Below are 16,963 nucleotides of genomic sequence, written 5' to 3'. Positions count from 1 at the left end.
GTCAGGCCGGGCGGCGGCGGGCCGGGGGTTCGCAGCACAGCGGCGCGCAGGGCGCTCCGTTGCGGGTGCAGCCCGCGGCCGGGAAGTCCGAGAGCTTGCGCGCGGGGACGCCGTCGGTGTGCTCGCGGATGAGCTCCACGACGAGTTCGGCGAAGCGCGGGTCCGGGCCGGGGGTGGCGGCGCGGGCGAAGGCCATGCCGAGCTCGGCGGCGCGGTCCTTGGCCTCGGCGTCGAGGTCCCAGATGACCTCCAGGTGGTCGCTGACGAAACCGACCGGGCACACCACGACCGCGGGCACGTCCTGCTCGTGCAGGGTGTCGAGGTGGTCGACGATGTCCGGCTCCAGCCAGGGCACCTGGGGCGGGCCGGAGCGGGACTGCCAGACCACGTCGTACTCGGTCACGCCGACCGCGGCGGCGACCAGCCGGGCGGCCTCGGCGACCTGCCGGGAGTAGCGCTGGCCGCCTTCCTCCGGCGGACCGGCGGCCTGGTCGGCGGAGCTGGGCACCGAGTGCGCGGTGAAGACCAGGCGGGCCTGCTCGCGGTGCTCGGCGGGCAGTTCGGCGGTGGCGGCGCGGACGGCGTCGGCGAAGGCCGCGATGAACAGCGGGTGGTCGAAGAACTGGCGGAGTTTGACCAGGTCCAGCGCGTCGTCCACGGCGGAGCGGGTGCGCAGGATGTCCTCGTCGTACTGCCTGCAGGCCGAGTAGCCACCGTAGGCGCTGGTCGGGAACACCAGCGCCGAGCGGATGCCGTCGGCGACCATCTTGGCGGCGGTGTCCTCCGCCATCGGGTGCCAGTTGCGGTTGCCGAAGTAGACCGGCAGGTCCAGGCCGTGCCGGGCCAGTTCGGCGCGGACCGCGTCGATGATGGCCAGGTTCAGCCGGTTGATCGGCGAGACGCCGCCGAAGTGCAGGTAGTGCTGGGCGACCTCGTCCAGGCGTTCGGGCGGGACCCCGCGTCCCCTGGTGACGTTCTCCAGGAACGGCCGGACGTCCTCGGGTCCTTCCGGCCCGCCGAAGGACAGGAACAGCAACGCGTCGAAGCTCACCGCACAATCCTGCCCCCGCCCGGTTTCGCGCACCGGACGGGGGCAGGGATTGTCAGGCAGTTGTCAGTCAGTCACCGACGGCGTGCATGCCGCCGTCGACCATCACCATGGAGCCGGTGGTGGCCGGGAACCAGTCGGACAGCAGCGCGCAGATGGCCTTGGCGGCCGGGGTGCGGTCCGAGGTGTCCCAGCCCAGCGGGGCGCGCTCGGTCCACAGGTTGTTGAAGTCGCTGAAGCCGGGGATGGACCGCGCGGCCATCGTCTCCAAGGGGCCTGCGGCGACCAGGTTGACCCGGATGCCCTGCTTGCCGAGCTCCCTGGCCAGGTACTTGGTGCAGTTCTCCAGCGCGGCCTTGGCGAAGCCCATCCAGTTGTAGCTGCTCCACGCGACGCGGGCGTCGAAGTCCATGCCGACGATCGAGCCGCCCTCGCCCATCAGCGGCAGCACCGCCTTGGCCAGCGCCTTCATCGAGTACGCCGAGGTGTGCACGGCGACCGAGACGTCCTCCCACGGCACGTCCATGTAGTTCTCGCCGAGGCAGGACGGCGGGGCGTAGCCGATGGAGTGCAGCACGCCGTCCAGCGCGGGCACGTGCTCGCGGATCTTGTCGGCCAGGCCGTCCAGGTGTTCCTGGTTGGTGACGTCCAGTTCGATCACCGGCGCGGGCTTGGGCAGCCGCTGCGCGATGCGCTCCACCAGCCGGAGGCGCCCGAAGCCGGTGAGCACGACCTCGGCCCCCTGCTCCTGCGCGATCCTTGCGGCGTGGAAGGCGATGGACGCCTCGGTGATCACTCCGGTGATCAGCACCCGCTTGCCTTCGAGCAGTCCGGTCACGTGCTCTTCCTCCGAGTCGAACTGAAGTTGATGACGACGGCCCTAGCCTGGCAGAACAGGTCAGTGACCCATACCCATGCCCCCGTCGACCGGCAGAACTGCGCCGTTGACGTAGGCCGCGCCGTCGGAGGCGAGCCAGGTGACCGCGGCGGCGACCTCCTCGGCCTTGCCCGCGCGGCGGGCCGGGACCACGGCCATCTGCTCCTTGAGCGAGTCGGCCAGGTGGGCGGTCATGTCGGTCTCGATGAAGCCGGGCGAGACCACGTTGGCGGTGATGTTGCGGGAGCCCAGCTCCCGGGCGATGGAGCGGGCCACGCCGACCAGGCCCGCCTTGCTCGCCGCGTAGTTGACCTGCCCGGCCTGGCCGGAGAGGCCGACCACCGAGGAGATGAAGATCATGCGGCCCCAGCGCTTCTTCAGCATGCCCGAGGCGGCCCGCTTGGCCACCCGGTAGGCGCCGGTGAGGTTGGCGTCCAGGACCTTGGTGAAGGAGTCCTCGGACATGCGCAGCAGCAGCACGTCGTCGATGATCCCGGCGTTGGAGACGAGGACCTCGACCGGGCCGTGCTGGGCCTCGACCTCGCCGAAGGCGCGGTTGACCGCCTCGGCGTCGGTGACGTCGCACTGGACCCCGAACAGGCCCTCGGGCGCGCCGGAGCCGCGGTGGGTGATGGCGACCTTGTCACCCTGCTCGGCGAAGGCACGGGCGATCGCCAGGCCGATGCCTCGGTTGCCGCCAGTGACCAGTACCGACCTTGACACCGTTGGTCCTCCATGACTCGCGGGATGCGGACGGCGTCAGGCTAGTCGGTCGCCCCGGACCTGCTGGAAAAGGCATCGAAGACGCGCAACCGGCAGATCTGGCAGGCCCCTCGCCGCCTCGCACCCCGGTGCCCGGCGGAAGGGGTCACGCGGAACCGGGAAAACGGGGGTGCGACCTATTCCGGCCGCACCCCCGAATGGAGCAATGAATTACCTCAGCAGTACAAGTTCCCGCCCGGCGCGACACCGATGATCCCGGTGAAACGCTGGTAGTTGCTGACCCGGCTCTGCACCTGTCCCGGATTCTTGCCATTGCATTCCAGCGAGCCGTTGATGCTGCGGATGGTCTCGCCGAAGCCGCGGCTGTTCACCATCGCGTTGTGCGGGGTCATCGAGCCGGGGCCGTTCTGGGTCATCCAGTACCAGATCGCGGTGCGCCAGGAGATGGTCGCGTCGTTCTGCACCAGCCAGGGGTTGCCCAGCAGGTTGACCCGGAGGTAGTCGCCGGCGGCCTTGTAGTTGAAGTTCCAGCTCAGCTGGATCGGGCCGCGGCCGTAGTAGGCGGCCTGCCCGGCGGGACAGCCGTAGGGCTGGCTCCGGTCGCAGTAGTGCGGGTAGTTGGCGGTGTTCTGCTCCACCACGTGGCGCAGGCCGCCGGTCTCGTGGCTGACGTTGGCCAGGAAGGCGGCCAGCTCCTGCTTCTGCACGGTGGCGCTGCCCTGGTTGGCGAAGGCCCCAAACGTTTGGGCGGCGTTGCGCAGGCCGGCGTAGCTGTAGAAGCCGTTGCGGCCGGGGAACATCTGGTTGAACTGGGCTTCGCTGATCATGAACGCGGTGGGCGCCGCGGCGGCCGGCACCACGGCGGCGAACCCGGCCGCGGCCATCAGCGCGACCAGCATTCCGAGCAGACGACGTTTCATCACACACTCCTCGCTGCACAGGGAAATGCGCGGGCAGGGACCCGCGAATTCGCAGCAGGACTTCACCGGCACCACGGAAGGGCAAAGCGCAGGGGTGGCCCTGAAAACCACTTCCGGGCGGCGGTGGCGGCAGGTTCAGCTCGACTGCGCGACCCATTTCGCCACAGTCGGGTGGTGTGATGGAAGTGACTTAAGTAGGTAGTTGGTCTGGACCACCCGGTCGGCCGGTCAGAGCCGGACCGGGTAGACCGATTCCGGCACCTCGACCTTGATCCGGTGTTCGATGAAGATGCCGTGCCAGATCATGAACATCAGCACCGCCCAGAGCTGGCGGCTGCGGTCCTGCTGCCCGGCCTTGTGCTCGGCGAGCAGCTGGAACACCGCCTTCTTGTCGAGCAGGTCCTCGGTCTTGGAGTCGGCGATGATGCCCCAGGCCCAGTCGTGCATCTCGTCCTTGAGCCAGTGCCGGATCGGCACCGGGAAGCCGAGCTTGCGCCGGTTGAGCACGTGCGGCGGGATGATCTTGGCGAGGGCCTGGCGCAGCGCGTACTTGGTGGTGCCGCCCGCCAGCTTCTGGTCCAGCGGGATGCTGGAGGCGACCTTGAAGACCTCCATGTCCAGGAACGGCACCCGCAGTTCCAGGGAGTTGGCCATGGTGACCTTGTCGGCCTTGGTCAGGATGTCGCCGCGCAGCCAGGTGTAGAGGTCGATGTGCTGCATCCGGGCCACCGGGTCCCAGCCGCGGGAGATCTCGTACCAGGGCGCGGTGACGTCCTGGAAGCCGATCCGCTCGTCGTAGTGCCGCAGCACCGCGCGCAGCTGGGCGTCCCGGAAGTTGCGCGCGTTGCCGTAGTAGCGCTCCTCCAGGGTGAGCGAGCCGCGGCGGAGCAGGTCCTTGCCGCGCACGCCCTCGGGGATCTTGGTGGAGACCTTGCCCAGCACCTTGCGCACGCCGCCGGGCATCTTCTCGAACGGGGCCAGCGACAGCGGTTCGCCGTAGACGGTGTAGCCGCCGAAGAGCTCGTCCGCGCCCTCGCCGGAGAGCACCGCCTTGACGTGTTTGCGGGCCTCGCGGGCGATGAACCACAGCGGCACCAGCGCCGGGTCGGCCACCGGGTCGTCCAGGTACCAGATGATCAGCGGCATCGCCTGCATCATCTCCCTGGCCGAGACGGTGCGGACCACGTGCTTGACCCCGATCGCGGCCGCGGTCTCGGCGGCCACGTCGACCTCGGAGTAGCCCTCCCGCTCGAACCCGGCGGTGAAGGCGATCAGGTTGGGGTTGAACTGTTTGGCCAGGGTGGCGGTGGCGGTGGAGTCGATGCCGCCGGAGAGGAAGGCGCCGACGGTGACCTCGGGGTCGGAGATCATGTGCTTGCCCACCGAGTCGCGCATGACGTCGGCGATCCGCTGGTACAGCGCCTCGGCCTCGGCCTCGCCGCGCACCGGCTGGGCGGTGAAGGCCGGGTTGAAGTAGCGGGCGGTCTCCAGCTGCCCGCCGGGCCGGACCCGGAAGGCGGTGCCGGACTCGATCCGCCGGATGCCCGCGTGCAGCGACTCGGGTTCGGGCACGTACTGCAGCACCAGGTAGTGCTGGAGCGCGGTGCGGTCGAGCTCCTCGGCCACGCCGAGCACGCCGGAGAGCTCCAGCAGGCTCTTCTTCTCGCTGGCGAAGGCGATGCCGCCGGGGCCCGCGGAGTAGTAGAGCGGTTTGATGCCGAACTGGTCGCGCGCGCCGAAGACGATCCGTTCCTGGTTGTCCCAGATCATGAAGGCGAACATGCCGCGCAGCTTGGGCAGGATGGCCGGGCCGAGGTGGTGGTAACCGGCCACGATGGACTCGCCGTCACCCTGGGTGTTGAAGCGGGTGCCGAAGCGGGCGGTCAGCTCCTGGCGCAGCTCGCGGTAGTTGTAGATCTCGCCGTTGAAGTTCAGCGTGTACCGGGCCGGGTTCTCCGGCGGGCCCCAGACCAGCGGCTGGTGCGAGTGCTCCAGGTCGATGAAGGCCAGGCGGTTGAAGCCGTAGACGACCTCGGCGCCCTGCCAGGTGTCGTGCTCGTCGGGACCGCGGTGCCGCTGGCAGCGCATGGCCGCCGCGACCGCGCCGCGCGCGTTCGCCGCCGCCGCGGGAGTGGCGCAGATCAGTCCCAGCACTCCACACACGTCGCTGCTCACCTCAAAGTCGTCGTCGGGCCGGTGGTTCGAGTATCCCGGGCGCGCGCCGGGTGTTCGCCAACGGGTTACCTCAAGGAGAGGTAAGTTCTGCCAGCCTCCGCTTGCCGATCACGGTGCCGCCACCCACCGTGACAGGGGTCTCAAGGAGGACTCACATGTCGGTAGGCGTCAGCGAGGACGCGCCCCGCGACGGGGGCAAGCAGGGTGAGCGGCGGGTCGTGGCCAACGTGCTGCGCGGCTCCATCGGCAACCTGATCGAGTGGTACGACTGGTACGCCTACACGGCGTTCAGCATCTACTTCGCCAGCTCGTTCTTCCCGAAGAACGATCCCACCGCCGAGCTGCTGAACACCGCGGCGGTGTTCGCGGTCGGCTTCCTGATGCGCCCGCTGGGCGGCTGGATGCTGGGCCGCTACGCCGACCGGTACGGCCGCCGGGCCGCACTGACCCTGTCGGTGACGCTGATGGCCGTGGGCTCGCTGATCATCGCGATCACCCCGTCCTACACCACGATCGGCCTGGCCGCGCCCGCGCTGCTGGTGGCCGCGCGGCTGTTGCAGGGCCTGTCGGTGGGCGGTGAGTACGCGACCTCGGCGACCTACCTCTCCGAGGTGGCCTCGCCCGGCAAGCGCGGCTTCTACTCCAGCTTCCAGTACGTCACGCTGACCGCGGGCCAGCTGCTCGCGCTGGGCGTGCAGATCGTGTTGCAGCAGGTGCTCACCGACGAGCAGATGCACTCCTGGGGCTGGCGGATCGCCTTCGTCATCGGCGCGGCGGGCGCGGTCGTGGTGATGTGGCTGCGGCGCAGCATGGACGAGTCGGAGAGCTTCAAGAAGGTCGCGCAGTCCGAGGACGGCAAGGCCCCGCAGCGCGGCACCCTGCGCGCCCTGCTCCAGCACCCCAAGGAGTGCCTGCTGGTGGTGGGCCTGACCCTGGGCGGCACGGTGGCCTTCTACACCTACACCACCTACCTCCAGAAGTTCATGGTCAACACCAGCGGGATCAGCAAGCAGAACGCGGCCTGGATCAACTTCCTGGCCCTGGTCGTCTTCGTGGTGATCCAGCCGCTGGCCGGCAAGCTCTCCGACCGGATCGGGCGGCGGCCGCTGCTGCTGTTCTTCGGCGTCTGCGGCACCCTGGGCACGGTCCCGCTGCTGACCGCGCTGGCCGGCACGAACTCGCCGGTGGGCGCGTTCTTCCTGATGCTGGCCGGGCTGGTCATCGTCACCGGCTACACCTCGATCAACGCGATCGTGAAGGCCGAGCTGTTCCCGACCAACATCCGCGCCCTGGGCGTTGGCCTGCCGTACGCGCTGACCGTGGCCATCTTCGGCGGGTCCTCGGAGTTCGTGGCGCTCTGGCTCAAGCAGGCCGGGATGGAGTCGGTGTACTTCTACTACGTGGCCGGCTGCGTGCTGGTCTCGCTGGTCGTCTACGGCAGCATGCGGGAGACCTCGAAGTCCTCGCGGCTGGAAGAGGGCTCTTTCCGCTGATCAACGGGACGAGGCCGAGCCCGCCGGGTGGCGTCTGTCGCCCACCCGGCGGGCTTTTCGCCACTTCCCCGGGTGCGGTGGCTCCGATCGGGCTAATCTGCCCGCGGTATCCGCGTTTCACGGCCATCTGGGGTATTGACGATGCGACATCTGAGTGCCGTCGTGGCGGTGTTGTGCACCGCCGCCGCGCTCACCGCCTGCGTCCAGGTCTCACCTGGGCAGCCGAAGGCTGGGCCCTCCACCCGCAACATCGCGGATGAGATCAAGGGCGGCCCGACCTCGGAGCTGCGCAAGACCTTCTCCTCGACCCCGCAGCAGGTCAACGACTACTGGAACAGCGACCGGCTCAAGGACGCCCGGCCCAAGCAGCCGGGGCCCAGCGAGGGCGGCAGCGATGTGCCGAAGGAGAACCCGGGCGCCCAGGTGGTGATCCAGCCCAGCGACGGGGTCATCGGTCAGGTGAAACCGGACTCCAACGGAACCAATCCGCGCGGTGACGCGTGGTCGCGGGCCGGGCTGAGCGAGACCACGGTCGGGCGGCTCTACTACACCTTCGGCGGAAAGCCGTATGTGTGCTCCGCGTCGGTGGTCAGCTCGCCGTCGAAGAGCCTGGTGGCCACCGCGGGCCACTGCATCTGGGAGACCCAGGGCGAGAAGATGTGGGCCGACAACGTGATGTTCGTGCCGGGCGACCGGGCCGGTCAGGCCCCGCACGGCAAGTGGGCGGCGGAGTCGATCTACACCACCCGCGAGTTCATGACCAAGGCGGAGAGCACCGACCGGGGCACCTCCGGCGAGGGCTGGGCCTACGACATCGCCTTCCTGCGGATGCGGCCGCTGAACGGGCAGAAGATCCAGGACGCGCTGGGCGCGCAGGGCATGGCCTTCGGCGTGATGGCCGAGGGGTTGACCGCGATCGGCTACCCGACCGCGCCGCCCTTCGACGGCAAGGTGATGCGGTACTGCTCCTCGCCGAACTGGGTCAAGGGGCCCTTCGGCGACTACACCATCAACTGCGTGATGACGCCGGGCTGTTCGGGCGGGCCGTGGTTCACCCGGTTCGACCCGGGGCGTGGCGCGGGGATCGTGGTGTCGGTGTCCTCGGTGGGCAACGCCAGGACGCTTTCCGGCGCGGTGCTCGGCCAGGTGGCGCACAACCTCTACAAGCAGGCGGACTCGGGAGCATGAGGATGAACCGGCGAAGCGGGCGGGCCACCGGCGTGGCCTGTGCCCTGGTGCTGGCGGTGACCGCGTCCGGGTGCAGCAGCGCCTCCCCCGGTCTCGCGCTGGCCGACCAGCAGGCGGTGAGCGCCTACATGGCCAGTCAGTTCGACGGCGCGTTCAAGAAGCTGGACCAGGAGCTGGTCAAGCCGAGGGACGAGAAGTCCACTGTGTACTGGCACGGGCGGTTCAACGAGAAGAAGACGGACAAGGAGATCGACATCTTCCGCTACCAGGCGGCGGACAAGGGCAAGCCGGAGCCGCCCGCGATCTTCACCAAGTCCCGCACCAGCAAGGAGATGAAGGACAACCTGGACCAGTACCACCCGAGCGGCTCGGAGTGGGACTACCTGCTGCTGGGTGAGCGGTTCCGGTCGCTGGCCACCACGCCGTGGGTGCGGTTCCCGACCTTCACGCCCAAGGACGGCTTCAACGTGTGCCTGCTGACCGGCGTGCAGACGGTGTGCGCCATGCAGGACGCGATGAAGGCCACGCAGAAGTCCTCGCCCGCTGGGCTGGTCAAGGAGTACCGGCAGCAGGCCGACGGCAGCGCGGAGCTGCTCACCGGGGTCACCCTGAAGTCCTTTGTGGACGCTCGGGTGCTGAGCTTCCCGGAGGACTACAAGAAGCAGATGACGCCGCCGATGCTGGAGTCCTTCCTGCGCACCACGGTGGTGCTGGACCCGCAGGGCCTGCTGAAGAAGATCGAGATCAACGGGATCGTGGACAAGGGCGGCCCGAAGATCGAGATCCAGGTGGGCTACGAGATCCTCGGCAAGGCCACCGCGAAGGACTTCCCGCCGGAGCCCTCGCCGCTGGACCGCACCGATCTGCCCGATGTGAACGCCCGCAAGGATTTCTTCAACCGGCTCGCCGCGCTGTAGAACCGAGGTCAGAGATGAACAACCCGTACCAGCCGCAGCAGCCGCAGTGGGGCCAGCCGCAGCAGCCGAACCCGTACCAGCAGCCCCAGCAGCCGCAGTGGGGCGGCCAGCCCGCCCCGCAGCCGGGCTATCCGCAGCAGGGCGCGCCCACCCCGCCGCCCGGCTACCCGCAGCCGCAGGGCCCCGGTGGTCCCGGCGGCGCGCCGTACGGCTCCGCGCCCTACGGCGGGCCGCCACAGCAGCCGAAGAAGTCCGATGGCGGCATGAAGAAGCCGCTGCTGTACGGGATCATCGGCCTGGTGCTGATCGGCGTGGTCTTCGGCGTGCTGGCCGTGCTGGGCGTGTTCACCAGCAAGGTGCTCGACACCAAGGCGGTGCAGCAGGGCGTGCAGAAGGTGCTGACCGAGAACTTCGGCATCGCCAAGGTCACCGGGGTGACCTGCCCGAACCAGCCCGCGATCAAGGCGGGCAACACCTTCACCTGCACGGCCAGCATCGACGGCAAGCAGCGGCAGGTGCCGGTGAAGGTGACCAACGACTCCGGTGAGTACGAGGTCGGCCAGCCCAAATAGGCTGCCACACATGAAGGTGCTGCTGGTGGAGGACGACGACGGGGTCGCCGAGGCCCTCGTCGAAGTCCTCACCGCGCACGGCCACCAGCCGCGCCGGGTCCGGCACGGCGCGGACGCCCTCACCGGCCACCGCGAGGCGGACCTGGTGCTGCTGGACCTGGGCCTGCCCGACGGCGACGGCCTGGAGGTGCTGCACAAGCTGCGCCGGGTCTCCTCGGTGCCGGTGATGGTGCTGACCGCCCGCGGCGACGAACGCTCCGTCGTGCGCGGGCTGCGCCTGGGGGCCGACGACTACCTGGTCAAACCGGTCCGGCTGGCCGAGCTGCTGGCCCGGATGGACGTGGTCACCCGCCGTGCCGCGCACCGCGCCGGCGCGGCCGATCCGCCCGGGGAGATCACCGCCGGCGACGTGCGCATCGACCTGGCCGGCCGCCGGGTCGAGGTGGGCGGCGAGCTGGTCTCGTTGACCGCCAAGGAGTTCGACCTGCTGGCCGCGCTGGCCCGGCGCGCGGGCGCGGCGGTGAGCCGCCAGCAGCTGATGGACGAGCTGTGGGGTGACGCCTACCTGGCGATCTCCCGGTCGCTGGACGTGCACATCGCGCAGCTGCGGGCGAAGCTGGGCCGCCCCAACCTGATCAGCACCATCCGCGGCTTCGGCTACCGGCTGGAGCTGTAGTGCGCGGGCGGCTGCTGGCGGCGCTGCTGGCCTTCGCGGTGCTCGCGGTGGCCGCCTTCGCCTGGCCGCTGCTGATGAGCACCGCGGCCGAGCGCACCCAGCAGCTGCTGCTCTCCCGCACCGCGGACCTGGACCGCTTCGCCGCGCTGGCCGACACCGCCAACGCCACCGCCGACCTGGGCACGCTGACCGCGGAGGTCCGCCGCTACGGCGAGCTCTACGGCGAGGCGGTGCTGGTGGTGGACACCCGGCGGCAGTCCCTGGTGGCCACCGGCGACCTGCGCCCGGCCGACCCGGCGGTGGTTCGCCTGGTCGACGGCGCGCTGCGCAACGAGCGAGCGTCCACAGTGGACTCGTTGACGCCGTGGTCGGCGGAGCCGGTGCTGCTGGCCCGGCCGGTCGGCACCGGCATCCGGGTCACCGGCGCGGTGGTGCTGCGCGCCTCGGTGACCGCGGCGGCCGGGGACATCGCGCGCCGCTGGGTGGTGGTGCTGCTGGGCGCGCTGGCCGCCGCGATCGCCTGCGCCGCACTGGCGCTGGGGGTCTCCCGCTGGGTGCTGCGGCCGTTGCGGGAGCTGGAACGCGGGGTGCGCGCGGTCGCCTCCGGGGAGCCGCACGCCCAGGTCGCGGTGCACGGGCCCAGTGAGCTGCGCACGGTGGCCGCGGCCTTCAACCAGATGTCCGACGCGGTCTCCGACGCCGCCGAACGGCAGCGCCGCCTGGTCGCCGAGGCCTCCCACCAGCTGCGCAACCCGATGACCGCGCTGCGGCTGCGGGTGGACGCGCTCGGCCCCTCGGTGGCCGAGCCCGCGCAACGCTCCTACCAGTCGGTGCTCGGCGAGGTGGACCGGCTGGAGTCGTTGCTGGACGGGCTGCTCACCCTGGCCAGCGCGGAGAACCGGGCCGCTGAGCTGCGCGCCCCCGCGACCCCGGAGGAGCCCGCGGCCGACTGCGAGCCGCTGCTGGTGCTGGCCGACCGCAGGGATGCCTGGTCGGCCGCGGCCGATGCCGCCGGGATCACCCTGCGGGTCGGTGCTGCCCCGGCCACCCCGGTGCTGGCCGCGTTCCCGGCCGAGGAGCTGGCCCAGGTGCTGGATGTGGTGCTGGACAACGCGATCAAGTACGCCGGGTCCGGCGCCACGGTCACCCTGCGCCTGCTGGCCGAGCCCGAAATGCTGCGGCTGACCGTCACCGACACCGGCCCCGGCCTCTCCGCCGCCGAGCTGGCGCTGGCCACCGAACGGTTCTGGCGGTCCCAGGAGCACCGCGGCAGCCGGGGCAGCGGGCTGGGCCTGGCCATCGCCGAACAGCTGCTCACCGCGCACGGCGGCAAGCTGACCCTGCACCGGGCCGAACCGCACGGCCTGTCCGTCCACATCGGACTCCCCAGGGCGGCCGGATGAGCCTGTCCCGCCGTGCCTTTCTGCTCGTCCCGCTGGCCGTCGCGGCCTGCACCGCCGCCGACTACACCGGTCCGCCCCGGCCGCTGTCCATCGGCGCGGGCGAGCCCGGCGGCCCGTACCTGGCCTTCGCCACCCGGCTGGCCGTCGAGGTCTCGGCGGCGACACCGAACCTGCGCTGCACCCCGGCCCAGACCCAGGCCAGCGTGGACAACCTGCGCCAGCTCGGCGCGGGGCAGGTCGACCTGGCGCTGGCGCACGCCGATGCCTGCGAGGCCGCCGCCACCGGCACCAGCCCGTTCACCGAGCGGGTGTCGCTGCGCGCGCTGGGCCGGATCTATGAGAACTACCTCCAGGTCGCGGTCCCGGCCGCCAGCCCGGCCCGCCGGATGGCCGACCTGGCCGGCCGCCGGATCGCCATGGGCGCACCGGGTTCCGGCGCGGCCCTGCTCGCCCAGCGGATCACCGCCCGGCTGGGCCTGACCCCCGGCCCGCAGCTGCGCCTGGCCGAGGCGGCCTCGGCGCTGGCCGAGGGCTCGGTGGACGCCCTGGTCTGGTCCGGCGGCGTGCCCACACCTGCCTTGGAACAGCTGGACATCCGCACTCCGATCCGCCTGCTACCGCTGGAAGATGTGCTGCCCGCGCTGCGTGCGGCGCACGGCCCGGTGTACGAGCAGGTGTCGGTGCCCAGCGGGGTGTACCGCGCGCCCCGGGCGGTGCCGACCATCGGGGTGGCGAACCTGGTGGTGTGCCAGGAAGATCTGCCTGCCGAGGTGGCGGCTGCGGTGACCAGGGTGCTGCTCACCAGGGCGGACCGGCTGATCCCGCAGGAGGCGCTGGGCATCCAGTTCCTGGACCAGCGGACGTTGATCAGCACCGCCGCGATCCCCCTGCATCCGGGGGCCGCGGCGGTGTACCGCGAGCTGCACGGCTGAGTTCAGCGTTGCTTCGGGATCGCCGGCGGCACCACCGGGTCCGCGCCGGTGACCGCCCTGGCGAACCGGTCGGTCACCACTGGCGAGAACTCCGGGTGGGTGAGCACCCAGAACCGCTGTTCCCGCACCGCGTCCAGCACCGCCTCGGCGACCTCGGACGCGGGCTTGCCATTCTGCACCGCGGCGCTGATCGCCTCGCTGGACTTGGCCATCAGCTCCGCCTCCGGCCCCTCCCCCACTGCGGGCGGGGTGCTGGCGGCGATGTTGGAGCGGGTCCAGGCCGGGCACAGCACCGAGGTGCGCAGCGGGGAGCCGGTGAGCACCAGCTCGTGCTGCACCGTCTCGGTCAGGCCGACCACCGCGTGCTTGGTCGCGGCGTAGGCGCTGGTGCCCATGCCGGCCAGCAGGCCGCTCATGGACGCGGTGTTGACGATGTGGCCCTGGTCCTGGCGCATCATCCTGGGCAGGAAGGCGTGCATGCCGTGGATGACGCCCCACAGGTTGACCTCGATCGCGCGCTTCCACTCCGCCAGGCTGATCCGCCAGAACAGGTTGGAGGTGCCGATGCCCGCGTTGTTGCACAGGACGTGCGCGGCGCCGAACTCCGCGTAGGTCCGCTCGGCGAGGGCTTCCAGGTCCTCGGCCTTGGCCACGTCGGCCCGGACGCCGATGGCCTTGTCCCCGAAGGACTCCACCAGGGCATCCAGCGCATCACCGTCCACATCGGACAGAACGAGCTGAGCGCCCTGGGCGGCGAAGGTGTGCGCCAGCGCGGTGCCGATGCCACCGGCCGCGCCGGTGATGACGGCGACCTTGCCGGTGAGCTCCCGCAGCGCGGTCACTGGGCCGGGTCCAGGACGAGCTTGCCGACGGTGCGGCGGGCGCGCAGGTCCTCGTGCGCGGTGCGGGCGGCCGACATCGGGTACTCGCCGCCGATCTGCGGGCGCAGCTTGCCTTCCCGCACCAGCTCGACCATCTCGTCGAAGGGGGCCTGGACCAGCTCGGCCGGGTTGCGCAGGCAGTCGATCAGCCAGAAGCCGACGATGGACAGCGAGCCGCGCATCAGCTTGGCGGGCAGCACCGGGGTGGGCTGCACCCGGCCCGCGCTGCCGTAGGCCACGATCCGGCCGAAGGGGGCCAGCACGCTCAGCGAGGCGTCGAAGACGGGCCCGCCGACCATCTCCAGGACCACGTCGATCCGCTTGCCGCCGTTGGCTTCCCGCAGCCGCTCGGCCAGGCCGTCGGGGTCGCCGTCGACCGCGACGTCCGCGCCGAGGTCCAGGGCCAGCTTGCGCTTGTCCTCGGTGGAGGCGGTGGCGATCACGGTGCCCGCGCCGAAGACCTTGGCCAGCTGCACGGCCAGGGAGCCGACACCACCGGCGGCGGCGTGCACCACCACGGACTCGCCGGGCTGGATCCGGGCCGAGGTCTTGAGGATGTGCCAGGCGGTGGTGCCCTGGCAGATCAGCGCCAGCGCGTCGCCGTGCGAGATGTCCTCCGGCACCTCGAACAGGCGCTCCGGCGCGGCGACGACCTTGCTGGCGTAGCCGCCGGAGTCGATCAGCGCGATCACCCTGCGCCCGTCCGCGGAGCGGCCGATGACCTCGCCGCCGGGGATCAGCGGCAGCTTCGCCGGGGCGAGGTAGGAGTTCTCCACGTTGTGGGTGTCGCCGTAGTTGACGCCTGCGCGGTCGACCTCGACCAGCACCTGCCCCTCCGCAGCGACCGGGTCCGGCAGCTCGACCAGGGTCATGACCTCGGGTCCGCCGAACTCGGTGATCTGTACCGCGCGCACGTGCCGCTCCCTCTGCCTGCCCCAGTGCCGACTTCTAACTTACGCCGTACAGTACGCTGTACAGTAAGGAGGAGGCAACCATGACCGAACAGCTCCAGCGCAAGCGGGCGCCCCGCAACACGCTCAACCCCGAGCTGATCGTGCGCACCGCACTGGAACTGATGGACGCCGGGGGCGTCGACTCCTTCGGCATGCGCGGGCTGGCCAAGCGGCTCGGCGTCGGCCCGATGGCCCTCTACACCTACTTCCGCGGCCGGGACGAGCTGCTGGACGCCGTGCGCGACCACGCGATGGCCCAGCACCCGATCCAGCTGGGCGGGGACACCTGGCAGGAGCGGGTCCGGCTGACCTGCCGGGGCATCCGCGGCATGATGCTGGCCCACCCGTGCCTGGTGCAGCTGTTCACCGCGCGCCCGCTGGCCGGGCACGAGGTGCCGCACGCGGTGGAGGCGCTGCTCAGCGTGCTGCGCGCGGCCGGCTTCGACCGCGACTCCGCCACGCGGGCCTACCTGACCCTGTTCAACCACGTGCTCGGGGTGGCCGCCTGGGAGGTGCAGCTGAGCCGTCAGCTGGCCGACCGGGAGGGCCGCCGCCAGCTGCGCGAGACGATGGACTCGTTGTCCCACAACAGGTATCCGACCCTGGTGGACCTGGTGCCGGAGCTCAACCGCAGCAACGGCGACGCCCAGTACGAGTTCGGGCTGGACCTGCTGATCACCGGACTGGAGCGGGTCCTGGCCCAGCGGGAGGCCGGGCCAGGCGCGCCCTAAGCCGCGTACTGCGACTGCACTGAGGTGATCTCGTGCACCAGCTGCTGGCAGTCCGGGTCCCGGCGGCGGGCCGCCTCCTCCTTCAACGGAGTGAGCCGGTCCAGCACCCGGCGGGACTGGAGCTGTTCGGCGGCGGAGACCGCGGCGACCGCCGCGGGCACGCCAAGTCGGTGGTCCCCCGCGCGCAGATACCCGGTGGCCAGGGCGATCCGCTCGAAGGTCTGGCTGCGAGCGGTCAGCTCGGTGCGCAGGCCGATGGAGTGCTCGAACAGCGGGATGGCCCGGAACGGGTCGCCGTCGCGCATCTCCAGGTGCATCATGCCCTCGCTGGCGGCCAGGTCCGCGGCGGTGAAGAAGGCGGCCCAGCTGGGCCGTTCCGGTTCGCCGTACTCCTGGGCGCGGGCGAAGTCCCGGCGGGCGCGGGCCATCGCCGAGGCCGCCAGGCCGGGCCGGTTGAGGCGGCCGTAGGCCCAGGCCTGGTTGGCCGCGAGCACCGCGCCCGCGTGCGCGTCGGCGGCGTCGGCGGCCGGGATCTCGCCGAGCTGGAACAGCTTCAGCGCGTCGTTGACCGCGCCGTTGTGCAGCTCGATCCGGGCCGCGGCGTAGAGCACGCTGCACATCAGCCCGTGGTCATCGGCCTGTTTGGCCAGCTCGACGGCCTGCACGTAGTGGTAGCGGGCGGCGTCGGCCAGGCCGACGTCGAAGGAGGTCCAGCCGGCGAAGCGGTGCGCGCCGGCCACCGCGCTGAGCAGCCGCTCGCGCACGGCCTCCGTGCAGTCCGCGGAGAGCAATCGTCTGCACCAGGAGACATGCGCGATCGCCGCGTCTCGGACCGACCCCCCGCCCTGCTGGTAGTCCAGGGCCTTCAACGCCCCCGTCGCAGCCTCGATCCGCCGTACGTCCTCCAGTCCCAGCCGCCCCGGCACGGGGGTCGGGCTGGCCACATCGCGCAACGGCCCCAGCTGCCCCCAGCCGAAGTCCAGCGTCGCACCGACGACAGCGCTCGCGGCGGCGGCGAGGAACCTGCGGCGTTGCACGTCCTCGTCCTCCCTCCCGCCGGATGGCCCATCCGCGGCTACTCCAGGTGAGTAACCCATCCCCATGTAACCACGCGGAATGCCTAAGCCATCACCTATACGGGCGAGCACGTCATAGGCCATCACCTGACGGCCCTTGGTGATCTCGGAGACCTCGGACTGCGACTGTCCGGTCCGGGCGGCAATACGCTTCTGAGTGATGCCGAGACGGCGCAACAGCTGGTAAACGCGTGAGATGTCACGGCGCACCAGCGCCATGCGCATCTCCGGTTCATCCCAGGTCGAGGATGGGATTGGTGGATCGCGATCCTCTGCACCGCTCATAGGGCCCCCTACCCATGGCGTGGCTCACATCGGGCTAGTACCGAGAGTAGCGGTATAGACCACTTGCCCACCCACCCGTTCGGCGTAAACCGGGGGAAATAGGGCAAAAATTC

At 70.8% G+C, this 16,963-nt stretch carries 16 protein-coding genes; 8 read left to right on the top strand and 8 right to left on the bottom strand.

The genetic code is table 11. The annotated features are described in order from the left end of the window. Position 1: 1 nt before the first annotated feature. The 5 genes from ACWDY5_RS27615 to asnB all read right to left on the bottom strand — a co-directional run bounded on the left by ACWDY5_RS27615 (position 2) and on the right by asnB (position 5,731). Positions 2-1,051, bottom strand: coding sequence for a ferrochelatase (locus tag ACWDY5_RS27615; RefSeq protein WP_449725071.1), 1,050 nt, complete (start codon positions 1,049-1,051; stop codon positions 2-4). 67 nt (positions 1,052-1,118) lie between these two features. Further along, complete coding sequence (gene fabI / locus ACWDY5_RS27610; protein ID WP_252481634.1) at positions 1,119-1,886, bottom strand: enoyl-ACP reductase FabI; 768 nt, start codon at positions 1,884-1,886, stop codon at positions 1,119-1,121. Positions 1,887-1,946: 60 nt separating this feature from the next. Further along, on the bottom strand, positions 1,947-2,648 hold the full coding sequence (gene fabG, locus ACWDY5_RS27605; RefSeq protein ID WP_252481633.1) for a 3-oxoacyl-ACP reductase FabG: 702 nt from the start codon (positions 2,646-2,648) through the stop codon (positions 1,947-1,949). Positions 2,649-2,863: 215 nt separating this feature from the next. Then, a complete protein-coding gene (locus ACWDY5_RS27600; protein WP_308202813.1) occupies positions 2,864-3,532 on the bottom strand; it encodes a chitinase in 669 nt (222 codons plus the stop codon). Positions 3,533-3,796: 264 nt separating this feature from the next. Then, positions 3,797-5,731, bottom strand: a complete 1,935-nt coding sequence (gene asnB, locus ACWDY5_RS27595) for an asparagine synthase (glutamine-hydrolyzing) (RefSeq protein ID WP_449725096.1) — start codon at positions 5,729-5,731, stop codon at positions 3,797-3,799. Between the two features lie 167 nt (positions 5,732-5,898). Between asnB and ACWDY5_RS27590 the strand changes: the two genes are divergently transcribed. The 7 genes from ACWDY5_RS27590 (at position 5,899) to ACWDY5_RS27560 (ending at position 12,924) form a co-directional block, all read left to right on the top strand. After that, the gene (locus tag ACWDY5_RS27590; RefSeq protein WP_449725070.1) at positions 5,899-7,236 is read left to right on the top strand and encodes an MFS transporter; all 1,338 of its coding nucleotides are present in this window, start codon (positions 5,899-5,901) and stop codon (positions 7,234-7,236) included. Between the two features lie 141 nt (positions 7,237-7,377). After that, positions 7,378-8,424, top strand: coding sequence for a trypsin-like serine peptidase (locus tag ACWDY5_RS27585; RefSeq protein ID WP_449725069.1), 1,047 nt, complete (start codon positions 7,378-7,380; stop codon positions 8,422-8,424). 2 nt (positions 8,425-8,426) lie between these two features. Next, positions 8,427-9,341 carry a hypothetical protein gene (locus ACWDY5_RS27580; protein ID WP_449725068.1) on the top strand — a complete coding sequence of 305 codons (915 nt, stop codon included), beginning with the start codon at positions 8,427-8,429 and terminating at the stop codon, positions 9,339-9,341. 14 nt (positions 9,342-9,355) lie between these two features. Then, positions 9,356-9,913 (top strand): DUF4333 domain-containing protein, encoded by a 558-nt coding sequence (locus tag ACWDY5_RS27575; RefSeq protein WP_449725067.1) that lies wholly within the window; start codon positions 9,356-9,358, stop codon positions 9,911-9,913. 10 nt (positions 9,914-9,923) lie between these two features. Next, a complete protein-coding gene (locus tag ACWDY5_RS27570) occupies positions 9,924-10,589 on the top strand; it encodes a response regulator transcription factor (protein ID WP_449725066.1) in 666 nt (221 codons plus the stop codon). Beyond that, entirely contained in the window at positions 10,589-11,992 is a 1,404-nt protein-coding gene (locus tag ACWDY5_RS27565; RefSeq protein ID WP_449725065.1) for a sensor histidine kinase, read from the top strand. The genes ACWDY5_RS27570 and ACWDY5_RS27565 overlap by 1 nt, the downstream gene beginning before the upstream one ends. After that, positions 11,989-12,924, top strand: a complete 936-nt coding sequence (locus ACWDY5_RS27560) for a TAXI family TRAP transporter solute-binding subunit (protein WP_449725064.1) — start codon at positions 11,989-11,991, stop codon at positions 12,922-12,924. The genes ACWDY5_RS27565 and ACWDY5_RS27560 overlap by 4 nt, the downstream gene beginning before the upstream one ends. Positions 12,925-12,926: 2 nt before the next feature. On the opposite strand, the gene ACWDY5_RS27555 is transcribed toward ACWDY5_RS27560, so the two are convergent. Both ACWDY5_RS27555 and ACWDY5_RS27550 read right to left on the bottom strand, forming a co-directional pair. Continuing rightward, positions 12,927-13,766 carry an SDR family NAD(P)-dependent oxidoreductase gene (locus ACWDY5_RS27555; protein WP_449725063.1) on the bottom strand — a complete coding sequence of 280 codons (840 nt, stop codon included), beginning with the start codon at positions 13,764-13,766 and terminating at the stop codon, positions 12,927-12,929. Next, positions 13,763-14,719 (bottom strand): quinone oxidoreductase family protein, encoded by a 957-nt coding sequence (locus tag ACWDY5_RS27550; RefSeq protein ID WP_449725062.1) that lies wholly within the window; start codon positions 14,717-14,719, stop codon positions 13,763-13,765. The genes ACWDY5_RS27555 and ACWDY5_RS27550 overlap by 4 nt, the downstream gene beginning before the upstream one ends. 80 nt (positions 14,720-14,799) lie before the next feature. Here ACWDY5_RS27550 and ACWDY5_RS27545 point away from each other — a divergent pair, with 80 nt between their 5' ends. Continuing rightward, complete coding sequence (locus ACWDY5_RS27545; RefSeq protein ID WP_449725061.1) at positions 14,800-15,489, top strand: TetR/AcrR family transcriptional regulator; 690 nt, start codon at positions 14,800-14,802, stop codon at positions 15,487-15,489. Here the strand turns inward: ACWDY5_RS27545 and ACWDY5_RS27540 are convergent. Next, positions 15,486-16,784: a helix-turn-helix domain-containing protein gene (locus ACWDY5_RS27540; RefSeq protein ID WP_449725095.1), complete on the bottom strand. Its 1,299-nt coding sequence runs from the start codon at positions 16,782-16,784 to the stop codon at positions 15,486-15,488. The genes ACWDY5_RS27545 and ACWDY5_RS27540 overlap by 4 nt on opposite strands. Between the last annotated feature and the right edge of the window lie 179 nt (positions 16,785-16,963).

It is taken from the genome of Crossiella sp. NPDC003009, from assembly GCF_053591555.1.
This window is presented reverse-complemented; position numbering and strand designations above follow the sequence as displayed.